Origin of the sequence: Micromonospora sp. NPDC002575 (assembly GCF_042889525.1) — a bacterium.
Lineage (GTDB): Bacteria > Actinomycetota > Actinomycetes > Mycobacteriales > Micromonosporaceae > Micromonospora > Micromonospora carbonacea.
Map to the genome: position 1 here is coordinate 734,153 of NZ_JBIARA010000001.1, position 15,674 is coordinate 749,826.

Sequence of the window (15,674 nt, forward strand, 5' to 3'; positions counted from 1 at the left end):
CGGCCTTCCGTTCGCGACTGCGGGGCTCGCAAGCTCACTCCTCGCGCTTCACACATGTCAGGCCGACCTACTTCCGCAGCTTCGGGTCGAGGGCCTCGCGCATCGCCTCGCCGAGCAGGGTGAAGCCGAGCGCGGTGACGATGATGGCGAGGGCGGGCAGGATGGCGAGCCGGGGCGCGGCGTCGAGGTAGCGCTGCGCGTCGGCGAGCATCACGCCCCACTCGGGGATGGACGCGTCGTTGTTGCCCAGGCCCAGGAACGACAGCGCGGCGGCCTCGATGATCGCGGTGGCCAGGGTCAGCGTCGCCTGGACGATGACCGGGGCGAGCGAGTTGGGCACCACGTGGGTCAGCGCGATCTTCGGCTTCCGCACGCCCAGCGACGTCGCGGCGAGCACGTAGTCGCTGTTGGACTGGGAGATCATCGACCCGCGCAGCAGCCGGGCGAAGACCGGCACGGAGACCACGCCCACCGCGATCATGACGGTGGTGAGGCCGGCCCCGAGCAGCGCGGCGATGCTGATCGCCAGCAGCAGGCTCGGCATGGCCAGCAGCATGTCGACGAAGCGCATCAGGGCGTTGTCGACGGCCCGGCCCCACCTGCCGCCGAGGCCGGCGCTGGCCCCTGCGATGCCGCCGATGAGCGACCCGACGGCCAGGCCGATCAGCGTGGAGACCACGCCGACGAGCAGGGTCTGCCGGGCGCCGACGATCATCCGGCTGAACTCGTCGCGGCCGATGTGGTCGACGCCGAACCAGTTGTCGGCCCGGGGCCCCGGGAAGTAGCCGATGTTGTCCCGGATCTCGCCCTTCCAGAGCTGGGCGTCCGCCGGGTACGGCACGAGGAACGGGCCGACGATCGCGATCAGCAGGAACACGGCCAGGATGACCGCGCCGACGATCGCGGCGGGGTTGCGCCGCAGCCGACGGAACGCCTCCCGCCAGAGGCTCACGCCGCGCTCGTCGTCGCGGGCGGCCAGCTCGGCGAGCCGGTCGATCTTCTCGCGCTTCTTGCCGGTGCTGATCGTCATCGCACCCTCACCCTCGGGTCGATCACGCTGTAGGAGAGGTCCACGAGGAGGTTCACCAGCACGTACACCACCGCGATGATCAGGATGAAGCCCATCAGCACGGGATAGTCGCGCTGGCTGATCGCCTCGGCGACGAACGCCCCGATGCCGCTGAAGGCGAAGACGGTCTCGGTCAGCACCGCGCCGGAGAGCAGGCCGCCGGTGAGCAGGCCGATCGAGGTGACCACGGGGAGCATGGCGTTGCGCAGCACGTGCCGGCGGCGGACCGTCGACTCGGTGAGGCCCTTGGCCTCGGCGGTGCGGACGAAGTCCTCGTTGAGCACCTCCAGCACGCTGGCCCGGGTGATCCGGACGATGATCGCCAGGGGGATGCTCGCCAGCGCGAGGCCCGGCAGCACCAGGTGCCAGAGCGCGTCGGCGGCGGCGTCCCACTCCCGGGTCAACAGCCCGTCGAGGACGAAGAAGTTGGTGATCCGGGTCGCCCCGAGGGTCGGGTCCTGCCGGCCGCTGGACGGGAACCAGCCGAGGTTCTCCGAGAAGAGGGCCTTGAGCACGTACGCGAGGAAGAACACCGGGATGCAGATGCCGATCAGCGAGCCGCCGACCGACAGGTGGTCGAACAGCCGGCCCCGGCGGCGGGCCGCCAGGTAGCCCAGCGGGATGCCGATGCCGATAGCGATGACCATGGCCATCACGGTCAGCTCGACGGTGCCGGGGAACCGCTCGAAGAACTCGGTGACGACCGGGCGCTTGGTGGAGGTCGAGGTGCCCAGGTCCAGTTTGATCAGTCGCCGGACGAACCGGCCGTACTGGATCAGGATCGGCTCGTCGAGGCCGAGGTTGCGGCGGATGGCGGCGCGCATCTCCGGGGTGCCGCGTTCGCCGAGGATGGCGGTCTCGGGGCCGCCGGGCAGCCGCCGGAGCCAGATGAACAGCAGGAGGGAGAGCCCGAACAGCGTCGGTATCAGCTGGAGCAGGCGTCTGACGATGAACCGGAACACGGCGGCCTCGAAAGGGGTACGGAGGGCTGCGGGCGGGCGCCGTGGGTAACGGCGCCCGCCCGTGGTCCTTGCGTCAGGTCAGGACTTGAACTCGGCGGTGGCGTACCGCTCGTCGGTGAGCGGGCTCGCCTTGATCCCGGTCACGTCCTTGCCGAACACGATCGCCGGCGGCGAGTGCGAGATCGGCACACCCGGCAGCAGGTCCATGATCGCCTTGTTGAGGGCCTTGTACTTCTCCACCCGGGCCGCCTGGTCGGCGGTGGTGTCCGCGTCCTTGAACTGGGCGAAGAGCTGGGCGTTGGTGAAGCCCCACTCGTCCTTCGGCCGGTCGAAGAAGGTGCCGATGAAGTTGTAGGCGTCGCCGTAGTCACCGGTCCAGCCGAGGAAGTGCAGGTCGTGCTTGCTGCCGGAGGTGGTGGCGTTCAGGTAGTCGGGGCTCCACTTCAGCGGGATGGCCTCGACGTTGATGCCGACCGCCTTCAGGTCCGCCGAGAGCAGCTCGAAGATGTCCTTCGGGTTCGGCATGTACGGCCGGGTGACCTCGGTCGGGTAGTGGAACTTCAGCGTCAGGTTCGACGCGCCGGCCTCGGCCAGCAGCGCCTTGGCCTTCTCCGGGTTGTAGTCGTACTTGGTGACGTCGCCGTTGAAGCCCTCGACGGTGTCGGGCATGAAGTTCAGCGCGACCTTCGCGCCCGGGGGCAGCTTCGAGTCGACAAGCGCCTGCCGGTTGAGCGCGTGCGCGATCGCCTGGCGGACCTTGAGGTCGGCGAGCTTCGGGTTGCCCTTCTGGTTGATGGCCAGGTAGAGGACGTTGAACGCCGGGCGGGTGAGGACGTTGAAGCCCTCGGTCTTCAGCGGCTCGACGTCGGCCGGGCCGACCAGGTCGTACCCCTGGATGTCGCCGGAACGCAGCGCCTGCTTGCGCGCGTTCTCGTCGGAGATGGTCTTGAAGATGAGGGTCTTCAGCTTGGCCTTGGCGCCGTAGTAGTCGTCGTTGCGCTCGATGGTGAGCGTCTTGTTGGCGACGTCCCAGGACTTGAACTTGAACGGGCCGGTGCCGGTCGGGTGCTCCGTCGCGTACGACGGGTACTTGATGTCCTCGGCGGTGCCGCCGACGTTGCTGGCGTCATACTGCTGGAGCGCCTTCGGGCTGTGGATCGAGAACGAGGGCAGCATCAGCGCGGCCGGGATCTTGCTGGAGACCCGGGTGAACGCCAGGTCCACGGTGGTGGCGTCCTTGGCGGTGCAGGACTTGAAGAGGCTCGGCGGCAGCTCCGGGTCCTCGTTCTTGGCGAAGCCGCCCATGACGTCCTGCCAGTACGCGGTCACGTCGGGGCTCTGCATGAGACCCTTCGCGTTGTACCAACGGTCGAAGTTGGCGCAGACGGCCTCGGCGTTGAAGTCGGTGCCGTCGTGGAACTTCACGCCGGAACGCAGCTTGAACGTCCACGTGGTGCCGGCGGCGTCCGGGGTCCAGGACTCGGCCAGCCCCGGGGTGACCTTGGTGCCACCCTCCTCCGGCCGGACCAGGGTCTCGAAGACCTGGCGCGCCACGCGCAGCGACTCGCCGTCGCTGGCGAAGCTGGGGTCGAGGACCTTCGGGTCGCCGGCCACGCCGAAGACCATCGTGTCCTTCTTGCTACCGCCGGAGTTGTCATCGCGGTTGCTCTCGGCGCAGCCTGCTACCGCGAGGGCCGCGACCGCGACGGCCGCGACAGCGACCTTCGGCCTGGGTGCACGCATGGGTGCTTCACCTCGTCCTTGGGGGTACGGACAACGTGGTGACAGGGGTCACCGATGGGCGTGACCTTAGCTCCCGTTCGGACCGCCCCGAAACTGGCCCGGCACGGGTTGGTATCGGATCGTGTCCCAGCCGCTGCGCGACCGAAGAATCTAAGGCAAACAGCGGGTTTCGCCGAACGATCCGAAACCGCGATGCCAAACTGTTACGTCGCCCCTGCCCCTGAGGGCACCTGGTGTCAGACCGCCCGACGCCCCTCGAACGCGCGGCCGAGGGTGATCTCGTCGGCGTACTCCAGGTCGCCGCCCACCGGCAGGCCGCTGGCCAGCCGGGTCACCGAGATGCCCATCGGCTTGACCATCAGCGCCAGGTACGTCGCCGTCGCCTCGCCCTCGGTGTTCGGGTCGGTGGCCAGGATCAGCTCGCGCACCGCGCCGCCGCCCAGCCGGGTCATCAGCTCGCGGATGCGCAGGTTGTCCGGCCCGATCCCCTCCAGCGGGTTGATCGCGCCGCCGAGCACGTGGTAGCGCCCCCGGAACTCACCCGTGCGCTCGATCGCCACCACGTCCTTGGGCTCCTCGACCACGCAGAGCACCTCGTCGCCGCGGCGCGGGTCGCGGCAGATCCGGCACTGCTCGGACTCGGCGACGTTGTAGCAGGTGGTGCAGAAGCGCACCAGGTCCTTGACCTTGCGCAGCGCGCCGGCCAGCCGGTTGATGTCGGCCGGGTCCGCCGACAGGACGTGGAAGGCGATCCGCTGCGCGCTCTTCGGGCCCACGCCCGGCAGCCGGCCCAGCTCGTCGATCAGGTCCTGGATGGCACCTTCGTACATCTGCGTCGGCCGGCTCAGAAGCCGGGCAGGCCGAGGCCGCCCATCCCGCCCGCGACCGGGCCCATCTTCTGCTCCGTGAGCGCCCGGGCGGCCTCGGCGGCGTTGTGCAGCGCCGCGACCACCAGGTCCTCCAGCGTCTCCACGTCCTCCGGGTCGACCGCCTTCGGGTCGATCTTGATGCTCTTGACGTCGCCGGAGCCGGAGACCGTCACGGCGACCAGGCCGCCACCGGCGGTGCCGGTCAGCTCGGCCTCGGCCAGCTCCGCCTGGGCCTTGGCGATCTGCTGCTGCATCTTCTGCGCCTGCTTCAGCATCTGCTGCATGTTCGGCTGTCCACCTGGGCGCACGGATGGCTCCTTCTCGCACTCGTCTGCTCGGCCGCGCCCAGCCTAACCGGGGCGCGGACTGTCGCCTGGCACGGGCGACGCCCGCGTCAGCGGGCGTCCACCTCGTCGATCTTCTCCGCGCCCAACGCCTCCCGGAGCAGCTGCACCGCCTGCTCCTCGCTGGACTGCCGGGCCGTCCGCTCGTCGATCACCTCGTCGAGCGGCTCGTCGCCCGGGTCGAAGCCCTCGTAGGTCGGGGCGGCCGACGCCGCCGGGCCCGGGCGGCCACCGCCGCGCACCGGCCCGTCGTAGTCCGGGTCGTAGGGCGGCTCGCCCGCCCAGTCGGCGTCCGCGGTCTTGCGGGCCCCGTTCTGGGTACGCGCGCCCCGGCCGGCCGCCGCAGCCCGCGCGGCGGCGAGCCCGCTGCCGGCAGCGGGAGCCCTGCCGCCCGGAGCGGCGGTGCCGTTGGCCGGCGCGGCGGGGGCGGCACCACGCGCGGCGGCACCGTTGGCCGGCGTCGTCGGGGCGGTGCCGTTGCCCGCAGCGCCGTTGGCGGTGCCATTGCCCGCAGCGCCGTTGGGCGATGTCGCCGGGGGGGCGGCATGCGCGGCGCCGGCCGGGGCGGGCCCGCCGGACGGCGGCGCGGCGGCGAAGCCGCCCGGGCGGGCCGGCTCCGGCCAGTCGTCGCCGGTCGGTGCACTCGCGGCGGGAGCGGCGGTCGCCCCGCCGGGGCGGGCCGGCTCGGGCCACTCCTCGTCAGCGCCAGCGGCACCGCCGGCCGGGGCGACACCGCCGCCTCCGGCGGGGCCGGACGCGGCACCGGTCGACGGGCGGGCGTTCGTGGCGGGTGCGGGGGCCGGCGCGGGGCGGGGCGGGGCGGGGGCGGACCCCCGGGAGCCGCCCGGCGACGCGCCGCCCGGCGACGCGCCGCCCGGCGACGCGCCGCCCCGCTCGCCGGCCACCTCGCAGCGCACCTGCCAGCGCCCGCCGAACTCCTCGTAGAGCGCCTCGGCCAGCACCGACGTGTGGTTGCCCATCATCTGCGCGAGCACCGGAGACTTGACGGTCAGCACCAGGGTCTCGCCGTCCACGTCGCGGACCACCGCGTCGCGCATCAGCGCGGCGGCCGGCTTCTTGATCCGATTGACCTTCGCGACGATGTCCGGCCAGACCCGGCGCACCGCGACGGCGTCCAGGGGGCCCGCCGCAGCCGCGCCGGGGCGGGGCGGGGCGGGGGTCGCCGGGTCGGGCATGACCGCCTCCGGCGGGACCTCCCGCCGGGGCGCGGCCGGGGCGGGAGCGGCCGAGGCGGGGCCCGCGGACACCGGAGCCGCCGCCGCAGCGGCCACGGGCGGCGGGGCGGCCGACGGGGCAGGGGCGGTCGCCGGGGCGGCGGACGCCGCAGCCGGCGCGGCGTGCGCGGCAGCCGCCGCAGGCGGGGTGGGCTGCTCGGGGCGTACCGCCGGGGCGGTGGCCACCGGCGCGGAGCCGGCGGCGGCCGGCGGCGGCTCCACGGCACCCAGGGTGAGCCGGCGCTCCATCCGCTCCAGGCGCTGGAGCAGGCCGCCGGTGGAGTCGTCCGCGCCGGGCAGCAGCATGCGGGCGCAGATCAGCTCCAGCAGCAGCCGGGGCGCGGTCGTGCCGCGCATGGCCACCAGGCCGTCGTGCACGATGTCGGCGCACCGGGAGAGGGTCGCCGCGCCAAGCCGCTGCGCCTGGGCGGTCATCCGCTCGATCTGGTCGGCCGGGCCGTCGATCAGGCCCTTCGCGGCGGCGTCGGGCACCTGCTGGAGGACGATCAGGTCGCGCAGCCGCTCCAGCAGGTCGGAGGCGAAGCGGCGCGCGTCGTGCCCGGCCTCGGCCACCCGGTCCACGGTCGCGTACGCCGCCGCGCCGTCGCCGGCCGCGAGGGCGTCGCACATCTCGTCGAGCAGCCCCGAGTCGGTCACGCCGAGCAGCGCGGCGGCCCGGGCATAGGTGACCCCCTCCGGGCCCGCGCCCGCGATGAGCTGGTCGAGCACGGAGAGGCTGTCCCGGGCGCTGCCGCCGCCCGCGCGCACCACCAGCGGGAAGACCGCCGGGTCGACCGTCACGCCTTCGGCCTCGGTGAGCTGCTCCAGGTAGGGGCGGAGCGTCTTCGGCGGGATCAGCCGGAACGGGTAGTGGTGGGTCCGCGACTTGATCGTGCCGAGGACCTTCTCCGGCTCGGTGGTGGCGAAGATGAACTTGACGTACTCCGGGGGCTCCTCGACCAGCTTGAGCAGGGCGTTGAAGCCGGCCGACGAGACCATGTGCGCCTCGTCGATGACGTAGATCTTGAACCGGCTGCGGGCCGGCGCGAAGAACGCCTTCTCGCGCAGCTCGCGGGCGTCGTCGACGCCGCCGTGGCTGGCCGCGTCGATCTCGATGACGTCGATCGAGCCCGACCCGTCGGTGGCCAGCGAGCGGCACGAGTCACACTGCCCGCACGGCTCCGGCGTCGGCCCCTGCTCGCAGTTGAGGGAGCGGGCCAGGATGCGGGCGCTGGAGGTCTTGCCGCAGCCGCGCGGCCCGGAGAAGAGGTACGCGTGGTTGAGCCGGCCGCTGCGCAGCGCCTGCGACAGCGGCTCGGTGACGTGCTCCTGGCCGATGACCTCGGCGAAGGTGCGCGGCCGGTACTTGCGGTAGAGCGCCAGTGTCACCCGTCCCGCCTCCTCTCGACCGAGCCATTCTGCGCCGGTCGGGCGCGGGTGACCACCCACCACCCCGTGCCCTGGCCGGCGCTCTGGCCTGCGGCGTACGCTACCGGTGCCCGGAGACAGAAAGGCCTCCCGTGCACCCGGCAGAGCTCGCTTATCCTTGCTGCCTTCCGGCCCTGGGGAGGTTCACGAGATACCGCCGCACGGGAGGTGACACCCACCCTACCCGACGCCCGGTCGATCTTCGGGGGGTGGTGGGGTGGCCGGGGCGCGGGGGACCTGTATCCTGTCCCACGGAGGATTCGCCTAGAGGCCTAGGGCGCACGCTTGGAAAGCGTGTTGGGTTAACACCCTCACGAGTTCGAATCTCGTATCCTCCGCTCGCTTGAGCAGCGCGAACGACAGGGCCGGCCCCACGGGGACGGCCCTGAGTCGTCTCCACAACGCATCCGCTCCGGCCAATTCCCGCTCACCGGGGCAGTCGTCGGGAGCAGGGTCCGTCGTGGTCGGGCCGCAGCAGGCAGCGACAGCCGGTGGGGAGGTGTCGCGGGCAGAAGGCGGCGTGTGATACCGCCGGATCGTCATCGGTAGCGACGACGGTGACCTCGTCGCACTCGACCAGGCGGTGGAAGCTCAGCGAGCGCGCGATGACCCGAGCGACCCGCGCGGCGATGTCCAGGTCGTCGGCCACCACCGGCAACTGGATCAGGAAACGACGGCTCATCAGGTAACCCCCAGGATGCTGGCCAGGCGAGCGACACCGGCCGTGGCGGGTCCGCCCCGCGCCGCGGCGGCGATGACCGTACGAACTGCCGGCCGTGATCGGGTCTCGGCCGGCGCGATCCGATCGGCGTCGACCAGGCTGCGGCCGGCGGCGGCCAGGTCGCCGACCTGGAGGTACGCCTGCGCGGCGTCGATCAGGTGTGTGGCGCGACGTTCGGCCGGCAGACGTGGCCACTGGTCCCAGCGGGTGATCTTCTCGTGCCGGGTGATCGCGTCTGCGGCATCGCCGAGGTCCACCGCCGCAGCGACCCGGGCCAGCTCGACGGCAGCAGGGCCGAAGCACGTCCAGTGGTGGTCGTGACCGTCGCCGACGAGTTCGGCGACCTCGGCTGCCTGGTCGGTGAGTTCGTGGACGCCGCACGGGTCACCACGGCTGGCCGCAGCCAACGCCGCCTCAAGCAGTAGCGTCCCGAGCACCGACAGCTCCCCCGGCGGAGTCTCGTCCGGGTTCGGAGTTGTGATCGAGTGGGCGGCGGCAAGCGCCACCGCCATCGCCATCCGATCCCCACGGAAAGCCCGTAACGACTGGGCCAGGGGGATCGCGGCGACGGCGGCGAGCAGCGGATCATCGGCGGCCACCGCCACCGCCCGATCGGCGGCCAGCCAGGCGATGTCGGCCTGCCCGAGCTTGACCAGCACCGACGAGGCGACCCGGTAGACCTGCACCAGCAGGTCCACCGTGTGCGTCGGCTGCGCGGTGTGGGTGCGCTGCGCGTCACCGAGGAGGCCCGGCAGTATCCGCAGCAGTTGGGGGTGGTGGGCGTGTTGGTAGGTCAACCAGGCATGTCCCACCCGTCGACTCAACTCCGCGACCGGCGTCACTGGTCCAGGGCTGTGCCCGCGCTGGGTGAAGTCGTAGCGGGCGAGCGCCGCCCGGATCGCGTCGGCCTGACTCTCGGCCGTGTCGCCTTCGGTGGGAAGCGGCAGGGACCGACCGAGCAGCACCGCCGGCTCGACGCGGAGCGCCTCGGCGACCTCCCGGATGACCGAGAGCCGGTCCAAGGCCCTTACGCCTCGCTCGACCTTGTCGACCCAACTCTTGGACCTGCCGAGCCGGTCGGCCAATATCTGCTGCGTCATGCGTCGCCGGACCCGCCAGTGCGCCACCCGCCGCCCGATCGGCAGTTCGGCGACGTTCACCGGTGCAGGGCGTAGCGGTCGCGGATCCGGGTTTGCTCGGACTGCCACCGCCGCAGCGCGTCCTTGATGTGTGCGGTCTCCTGACGGGCCCGCTCGGCGGCCTGCTGGGCGTCGGCGAGTTCCAGGGCGACTCGGTCGAGGAAACGTCGCACGTCTCCGGGGTCCAGACCACGTCGACCGAAGCGGGTGCGCCGGAACCTGCGGTCACGCACCTGCGCCGGGTGCAGCGGCAGGCAGCGCCGGGACCGGTAGGGAACGCCGTCGGCCCGCCGATGCCGGGCGGGACGCCGGCCGAAGAGTCGCTCGACCAGGTCTTTCACGGGAACCTGCCTTTCGACGTGCGCCAGGGATGAGAGCGGGTCCGCCCCGGGGCTCGGGTCTCCCGGGACGGACCCGCTAGCCGCACCGCAGGGGGAACGCGGCACGGCAGCGGACGGTGCTCTTGGGTGCTGTCCGCCGGTCTGGGCTTGACGGGGAGAGAAACAGGCGAGCCGGTCCGGCGACCGCCTCGTTCCCTCTCCCGAGCCGTTCAGGTCGAATACAGCGTTAAGCTGTATTCGCAAGATACAGCCTGACGTTGTATTCGCGCAAGTCTCGAACCGCGTAGGCTTTCCTACCGATGACCGCCGCTGACCTGCCCACCGATTGGTGGACCACCGACCACGTACGGGCCTACCTGGCTTCGGTAGGTGCCCCGATCAGCCGCGCAACCTGGGCGTCCTACGTATCGCGGGGGCAGGCTCCCGCGCCCGATCGGATGTTCGGGCGGTCACCGGCGTGGCAGCCGCAGACCATCCGGAAGTGGCAGGCCGAGAGGCCACGTCGAGGCACCCCCGCCAGTTAGCTTGGACCATCCGGTGCCTCCAGTCCCCGGTTCCGGCCTGTGGCGACACCTTCCTCGCCCACCAACGAGACTGCCCGCAAATAGGGCATCCTGGCAGGTCCTACGCACGGACACGGAGGACACGGGGCATGTCCACTGAGGTTCCTCGGCAGTACAAGCCCAATCTCGTACTGGTCAACCGGCGCAAGGCCGCCGGTTGGGAGTCACGGAAGCGCGCCGCGCGGGAGCTGCACCGCCTCGGCCTACAGCACGGGATCCGGGAGACGCCGACCGTCGAGGCCATCGAGAAGGCGATGTACCGGCACGAGACGGGGCGGGTGGCCGTCACCGACGCGATCTACCGGCAGCTCTACTGCCTCGCGTACGACGCGAAGCCGCACGACCTGTTCGGGGAGCTGACCAACGGCACGGAGGATCGTCCGTACTTCTCCGTACGGTCGCACAAGTTCGTGCCGGCGTTCGTCGGCGCTGAGGGCGCTGCCCTGATGCAGGACAGCGCCGGATGCGTCCCGGCCGAAGATCAGTGGTCTACCTGCCACTCCGCTCCCGTCGAGCACCCGGAAGGCGAATGCACCCTCTACGTGTGGCCATGCGGGGTGGTCGTCTTCCACCTGGTCGAGACCATGCAGTTGTCGACCATCGCGTCTCTCGCGTTCTGGCGGAAGGTTTCGTACGGCGACAACATCAAGTGGGCGGCTGACTACCTCGCCCACTTCGTGCCCGGCGTCGATGAGACCGCGCTGTACGTCTTCGGGGCTCACTGGCTGACCGAGCCAGCCTGGCCGGCTGAGCTGGTCGAGCCAGCGCTGCGGATCATGGCAACTCCCTCGGTGCTGCTACACCGTGACCGCCCGATGGACGATGAGCACCTGGCCCACGCCGAACTGATCGAGCAGTCGCTACTCTCGGAGGCGTACGACCACGGGGGCATCGAATCCTTTGGCGTACGCGGCATTTCGTCCGGATACGCTTCATGGTCCGGCGTCGTGTACCAACCGATCGCACCGGAGCGCTCTCTGACAGAGTCCGAGCTTGTCGCCTGTGAATTGGCGGTTCAGTCCATGTGGGCGTTCACCGATGCAATCACCCGTCAGATCGAGCAGGGCTCGGATCCAGACGTGCCACCAGAGTACGGTTGGCGGTACCTCCGAGGAGCCCGTTCCCGGTTGACGACTTCTCGGCCACGAGAGACAGGGCAACATCAAGCAATGCGTCGGGCCATCTTGAGAACAAGCGATCTTATGCCAGCACTAGAACAAGCCATCGAAACCCTCTGCGACAGAGATCGAGGTTGAGGAAATGACGGCGGCCCGACCGGTCCTGGTGGTGACCGACATGCAAAATGGATTCGTTCAAGAACAGTCAGCGCATGTCGTTCCGATCGTTGTAGATCTTGTTCGACGCTGGCAGGCCGCTGGCAGGGACACCCTTTTCACTCGCTACATAAATTATGCGGATAGCCCGTTTGAGCGCTTCTTTGGCTGGACGCGACTCCAATCAGCGCCTGAGACCGAGATCGTCCCGGATCTGGCGCCCTACCTGGATCAGGGTACCGTTCTCGACAAGAAGATCTACAGCCCCTTCACTCCAGAGGGCGAAGAGCTGTTCAGCGGTCGCGGGTGGAATGAGTTCTACTTCTGCGGAATCGCCACGGAAAGCTGCGTCCTTAAGGGTGCCGTGGACGCTTTCGAGCGCAATCTGACGCCATGGCTGATTGCTGATGCATCAGCCAGCCATGCCGGGCCCAACGCCCACATGGCTGGCCTTCTAGTCGCGCGACGCTTCATCGGGCCGAAGCAGGTGATCGAACTGGCGGACATTCCTGCCACACTTCTCCGCATCTAAGGATGGGTAGATTCCAAAATTGCATCAAGCGCGCTTACGACGTCTTTTAGGAAATCCAAGCTGTTATTGACCATGGTTAGACTAATTGAGTAGCGCGTCCGTGGCGGTGTGGGATCAGTGTCTGATTCATGCGCAATTTTGTTTCGTCTATCAACAATCAGCTTTAGCTGCCTCTTGACGTCTTCGGGCTGCCTTTGCAGCTGTGTAGATATTTCTCTCCATAAGGAAATGTCAGTAACTAGCCTGAAAGCATCTGCAACCTTGTCTGGCTGCTGGAAGCTCAAGTACGAGTGTTGTTCCCGGATTTCCGCTTCTAGCCATGCCGCTCCTCCCGTTGAGACTGCCTTCCCTACGGAGCTGAGCGAAACGCGGAACCGGTAGAATCCGGGACAGGCCGGGAGATCTCCACCTTGAATCATCAACATTCGGGTGCGGACTTCTTCGTGCACGAAGTGATCGAAGGCGCTAACTCCCTGCACGAGCGCAAAACGCAAAAGATCGTCGGTGTTTACCACCGAGGTGACCCTCGCTGATAATGCAGTCGCAGTAGCCGCCAGGTCGTATGCATACTGTAGGTTACGCTCGAACGTTGAGATTTCAATTGCGGCCATATTCAGTCAGCCTGAGCGGTCATTCTCACGACACGTTCGGCCAAGGAGCTGAACTGTGCATGAAAAGAGTCTCGTGACTCCTGGGCATTCTCGAGAACCGTCCCGACGGCACGCAATTGTTCCGCCGTGAGTGCGAATACTGGCGTAACGTATTCTTGAGATCGCGAGATCAAGCTGTTGAAGTCCGCAATCAGGGCCAGATTCAAGCTGCTATCAACGCCGTTGGTGCTGTACGCTTCTTTCGGCAACAGCATACCTGCGCTGGCGAGGGCTGGCGTTAAGCGGGTACGCACCGCCTCGGCCGTTTCGTCAATCCATCGCTGGAATGCGCTTGCCGGCAGGCCTTTGCGCGGCCGGAACTTTTGAACGACAGTGCCAAGAATCCTCAGGTTGGGGGCAGGGAAGGGGTAGGCCGCGTCGCGGAGGACAGGCATCGCGCTTGCTTGTTCGGCCCAGGCTTTCCACCTCGGGAGAACACGCGAGAGCGAGTCAATTGCCATAACAGAGAAGACGTCGGGCGATGTAGGCAAGATTAAATAGTCGCTAGTCATTACTAGGTTTTGATTGATTGGACCTAGACCAGGGCTCATATCTACAAGCACGTAGTCTGCATTAACACTCTCAGCCGTCTTCTTGATGAGGAAGGCCAAGCTGCCTGGCAGGTTCTGCAATGCCTGAATCGCGGCTGATAGCTCCTGGGCAATCCCCAAAGTGACCTCGTATTCCGAGAGTCGAAGGTCTCCGGCCATTAGATGCAGGCCTGGGCGTCCGGGCACCTCTACGGCCTGCACGGCTTCGATTGCGCGTGGTTGAGCCTCGAAAGCGGGAGTTAGCCCTGACCTGATAGTGTTGCCGCCCTGCTGGGCATAGAAAGACTCAAGCTCGTCGGCCCCCCGAAAGCCCAAAACCATTCCGGTAAGGTTGCATTGTGGATCGGAATCCACCATGAGCACGCGGTGCCCCTGCTCTGCGAGCATCCAGCCAAGATTGAAGACAGTTGTTGTTTTACTAACACCACCTTTGTGATTGAAGAGCGCAATCTGTGACACTTGGCCTACCTTCGGTAACTTGAGCGGTTAGAGGCTCCTCCCATTGTAGGGGCCGCGATCGGCTGCGCACCGCAAGCTCCGCCCCGTCGGGGGCCTCGCTAGTCCCGGTTCTGGTCTAGTTCGCCGGCGTACGGTCTCGTTCGCCAGTAGCTGTATCGCCTCGTGATGATGCCAGGCCAGGGGTGGCCTTGGGTTGGGCTGAACGGCTGGTCACAGGCCCGAAAGAGTGGGAGAGAGCCGTCTCAGTTGTCGTCTCGTTCGTCCACATTCAAGAGCATCCAGCCGTGGTCCATCCCAAGCAAGCGCTGCGGCCCAGTACGGCTACAGCCCTGGTTGAACGCTAGGTAGCACACTTGGAAAGCGTGTTGGGTTAACACCCTCACGAGTTCGAATCTCGTATCCTCCGCTCACCTGAGCAGCACGGACGACAGGGCCGGCCCCACGGGGACCGGCCCTGAGTCGTCTCCGCGACCGCTTCGCAGCGCTGCCGCTCGGGAGCGCCTCCAGAACTTGGACACCTGCTGTCAGCGCCGGACGACAACCGTCCAAGATCTGCTGGCCAGGCCCCGTCCCCGGTGTGGCAGGATGCGGCCACCGCGCCACGGGCGCGGTTCCTGACCCATGGGGGATCCTTGACATCCGTACGCAACGTCGCCCTGGTCGTCACAGGGGCGGTCGCCGGTGGTCTGCTGCTCGCGCCGTCGCCCGCTCACGCGGACTACCACGACACCAGGATCCGCAGCACCACCATCAACAACGGCAAGCCGATCGTGCTGGGCACCAGCAACGCCGTCTCCGTCACCGTGCCCGTCGTCACCGAGATCTACGACGACTCCGGCGGCGTGGCGACCATCGACGCCCAGCTCCGGAGCGTGGGCGGCGGCTACTTCTTCACCTTCCTGGAGGGCCCCGCGAGCCAGAACATGACGTGCGTGCAGACCACGGCCACCACGTCGACCTGCACCGGCACCGCCGTCGTCCACCAGCACAGCCTGGACAACGCCTCCGCCGGCCGGCAGGTCCAGCTGCGCATCTTCGGCTACGTCTACGACGGCGGGCAGTACCTCCTCTACAGCGACCCCGCCCACGACGTGCCGCTGCTGAAGCAGACGACGCTGGCGACGGCGGACGCCACCCCCGAGCCGGTCCGCAAGGACGGCACGCTGACCGTCACCGGAAAGCTCACCCAGCCCAACTGGAACGCCTGGGACGTCGCGGGCAACCGACCCGCCGTCGGCTACGGCGGGCAGCCGGTGCGGCTCCAGTTCCAGAAGTCGGGCACCACCGCCTGGTCCACCGTCAAGACCGTCACCTCCGCCAGCGACGGCACGCTGAAGACGACCGCGACGGCCACCACGTCGGGGGCCTGGCGGTGGTCGTACGCCGGGAGCGGCACCTCCGCCGCCTCGGTCTCCGGTGGTGACAGCGTCACCCTCCTCAAGGTGGCCAAGCTGACCGTGGACGCCTCCCCGGAGCCGGTCGCCAAGGGCGGGAAGCTGACCGTGACCGGCAAGCTGACCCGGGCCACCACCGACGCGGCCACCACCTTCGCGGGGTACGCGAACCAGCCGGTGAAGCTGCAGTTCCGCAAGTCGAGCAGCAACACCTACACCACGGTCAAGACCGTCTACACCGACGCCAGCGGCAACCTGAAGACGACCACCACCGCCAGCGCGGCCGGCTACTGGCGCTGGTCGTACGCGGGCAACTCCACCGTCGCGTCGGTGTCCGCCGCCGGCGACGGGGTCGCGCTGAAGTGACGGACCGGGTCGGCCGTTCGGCCGGTCGGGATGC

General features: G+C 68.7%; 14 protein-coding genes, 1 tRNA gene and 1 other RNA gene. 4 read left to right on the top strand and 12 right to left on the bottom strand.

Features of this window, described 5'->3' with window-relative positions:
* Positions 1-67: 67 nt before the first annotated feature.
* The 7 genes from ACFYWL_RS03355 to ffs form a co-directional block, all read right to left on the bottom strand.
* Positions 68-1,030 (bottom strand): ABC transporter permease, encoded by a 963-nt coding sequence (locus ACFYWL_RS03355; RefSeq protein ID WP_386966574.1) that lies wholly within the window; start codon positions 1,028-1,030, stop codon positions 68-70.
* A complete protein-coding gene (locus ACFYWL_RS03360) occupies positions 1,027-2,031 on the bottom strand; it encodes an ABC transporter permease (protein WP_386966576.1) in 1,005 nt (334 codons plus the stop codon). Before ACFYWL_RS03360 ends, ACFYWL_RS03355 begins: the two co-directional genes overlap by 4 nt.
* 78 nt (positions 2,032-2,109) lie before the next feature.
* Positions 2,110-3,774, bottom strand: a complete 1,665-nt coding sequence (locus ACFYWL_RS03365) for an ABC transporter substrate-binding protein (protein WP_386966579.1) — start codon at positions 3,772-3,774, stop codon at positions 2,110-2,112.
* Between the two features lie 236 nt (positions 3,775-4,010).
* Positions 4,011-4,604, bottom strand: coding sequence for a recombination mediator RecR (gene recR, locus ACFYWL_RS03370; protein ID WP_386966581.1), 594 nt, complete (start codon positions 4,602-4,604; stop codon positions 4,011-4,013).
* A 14-nt stretch (positions 4,605-4,618) separates the two neighbouring features.
* Positions 4,619-4,927, bottom strand: coding sequence for a YbaB/EbfC family nucleoid-associated protein (locus tag ACFYWL_RS03375; RefSeq protein ID WP_043964883.1), 309 nt, complete (start codon positions 4,925-4,927; stop codon positions 4,619-4,621).
* Between the two features lie 110 nt (positions 4,928-5,037).
* Positions 5,038-7,611 carry a DNA polymerase III subunit gamma and tau gene (locus ACFYWL_RS03380; protein ID WP_386966584.1) on the bottom strand — a complete coding sequence of 858 codons (2,574 nt, stop codon included), beginning with the start codon at positions 7,609-7,611 and terminating at the stop codon, positions 5,038-5,040.
* A gap of 120 nt (positions 7,612-7,731) precedes the next feature.
* Positions 7,732-7,821, bottom strand: an RNA gene (ffs, locus tag ACFYWL_RS03385) — signal recognition particle sRNA small type.
* 82 nt (positions 7,822-7,903) lie between these two features.
* On the opposite strand from ffs, the gene ACFYWL_RS03390 reads away from it, so the two are divergent.
* Positions 7,904-7,988 (top strand) — tRNA-Ser (locus tag ACFYWL_RS03390).
* Between the two features lie 89 nt (positions 7,989-8,077).
* Here the strand turns inward: ACFYWL_RS03390 and ACFYWL_RS03395 are convergent.
* From ACFYWL_RS03395 to ACFYWL_RS03405, 3 genes are read right to left on the bottom strand one after another with little or no spacing between them, the layout of a single operon-like run.
* Positions 8,078-8,332, bottom strand: a complete 255-nt coding sequence (locus ACFYWL_RS03395; protein WP_386966586.1) for a hypothetical protein — start codon at positions 8,330-8,332, stop codon at positions 8,078-8,080.
* On the bottom strand, positions 8,332-9,531 hold the full coding sequence (locus ACFYWL_RS03400; RefSeq protein ID WP_386966589.1) for a helix-turn-helix domain-containing protein: 1,200 nt from the start codon (positions 9,529-9,531) through the stop codon (positions 8,332-8,334). The genes ACFYWL_RS03395 and ACFYWL_RS03400 overlap by 1 nt, the downstream gene beginning before the upstream one ends.
* Positions 9,528-9,842: a DivIVA domain-containing protein gene (locus ACFYWL_RS03405; RefSeq protein WP_386966780.1), complete on the bottom strand. Its 315-nt coding sequence runs from the start codon at positions 9,840-9,842 to the stop codon at positions 9,528-9,530. Before ACFYWL_RS03405 ends, ACFYWL_RS03400 begins: the two co-directional genes overlap by 4 nt.
* A gap of 661 nt (positions 9,843-10,503) precedes the next feature.
* Here ACFYWL_RS03405 and ACFYWL_RS03410 point away from each other — a divergent pair.
* Positions 10,504-11,670 carry a hypothetical protein gene (locus ACFYWL_RS03410; protein WP_386966592.1) on the top strand — a complete coding sequence of 389 codons (1,167 nt, stop codon included), beginning with the start codon at positions 10,504-10,506 and terminating at the stop codon, positions 11,668-11,670.
* A gap of 4 nt (positions 11,671-11,674) precedes the next feature.
* Positions 11,675-12,220: a cysteine hydrolase gene (locus tag ACFYWL_RS03415; protein ID WP_386966594.1), complete on the top strand. Its 546-nt coding sequence runs from the start codon at positions 11,675-11,677 to the stop codon at positions 12,218-12,220.
* On the opposite strand, the gene ACFYWL_RS03420 is transcribed toward ACFYWL_RS03415, so the two are convergent.
* The gene (locus tag ACFYWL_RS03420) at positions 12,217-12,735 is read right to left on the bottom strand and encodes a HEPN domain-containing protein (protein WP_386966596.1); all 519 of its coding nucleotides are present in this window, start codon (positions 12,733-12,735) and stop codon (positions 12,217-12,219) included. The two genes, ACFYWL_RS03415 and ACFYWL_RS03420, sit on opposite strands and share 4 nt — an antisense overlap.
* A gap of 98 nt (positions 12,736-12,833) precedes the next feature.
* On the bottom strand, positions 12,834-13,880 hold the full coding sequence (locus tag ACFYWL_RS03425; RefSeq protein ID WP_386966598.1) for a ParA family protein: 1,047 nt from the start codon (positions 13,878-13,880) through the stop codon (positions 12,834-12,836).
* A gap of 632 nt (positions 13,881-14,512) precedes the next feature.
* Here ACFYWL_RS03425 and ACFYWL_RS03430 point away from each other — a divergent pair.
* The gene (locus tag ACFYWL_RS03430; protein WP_386966601.1) at positions 14,513-15,640 is read left to right on the top strand and encodes a hypothetical protein; all 1,128 of its coding nucleotides are present in this window, start codon (positions 14,513-14,515) and stop codon (positions 15,638-15,640) included.
* Positions 15,641-15,674: the final 34 nt, after the last annotated feature.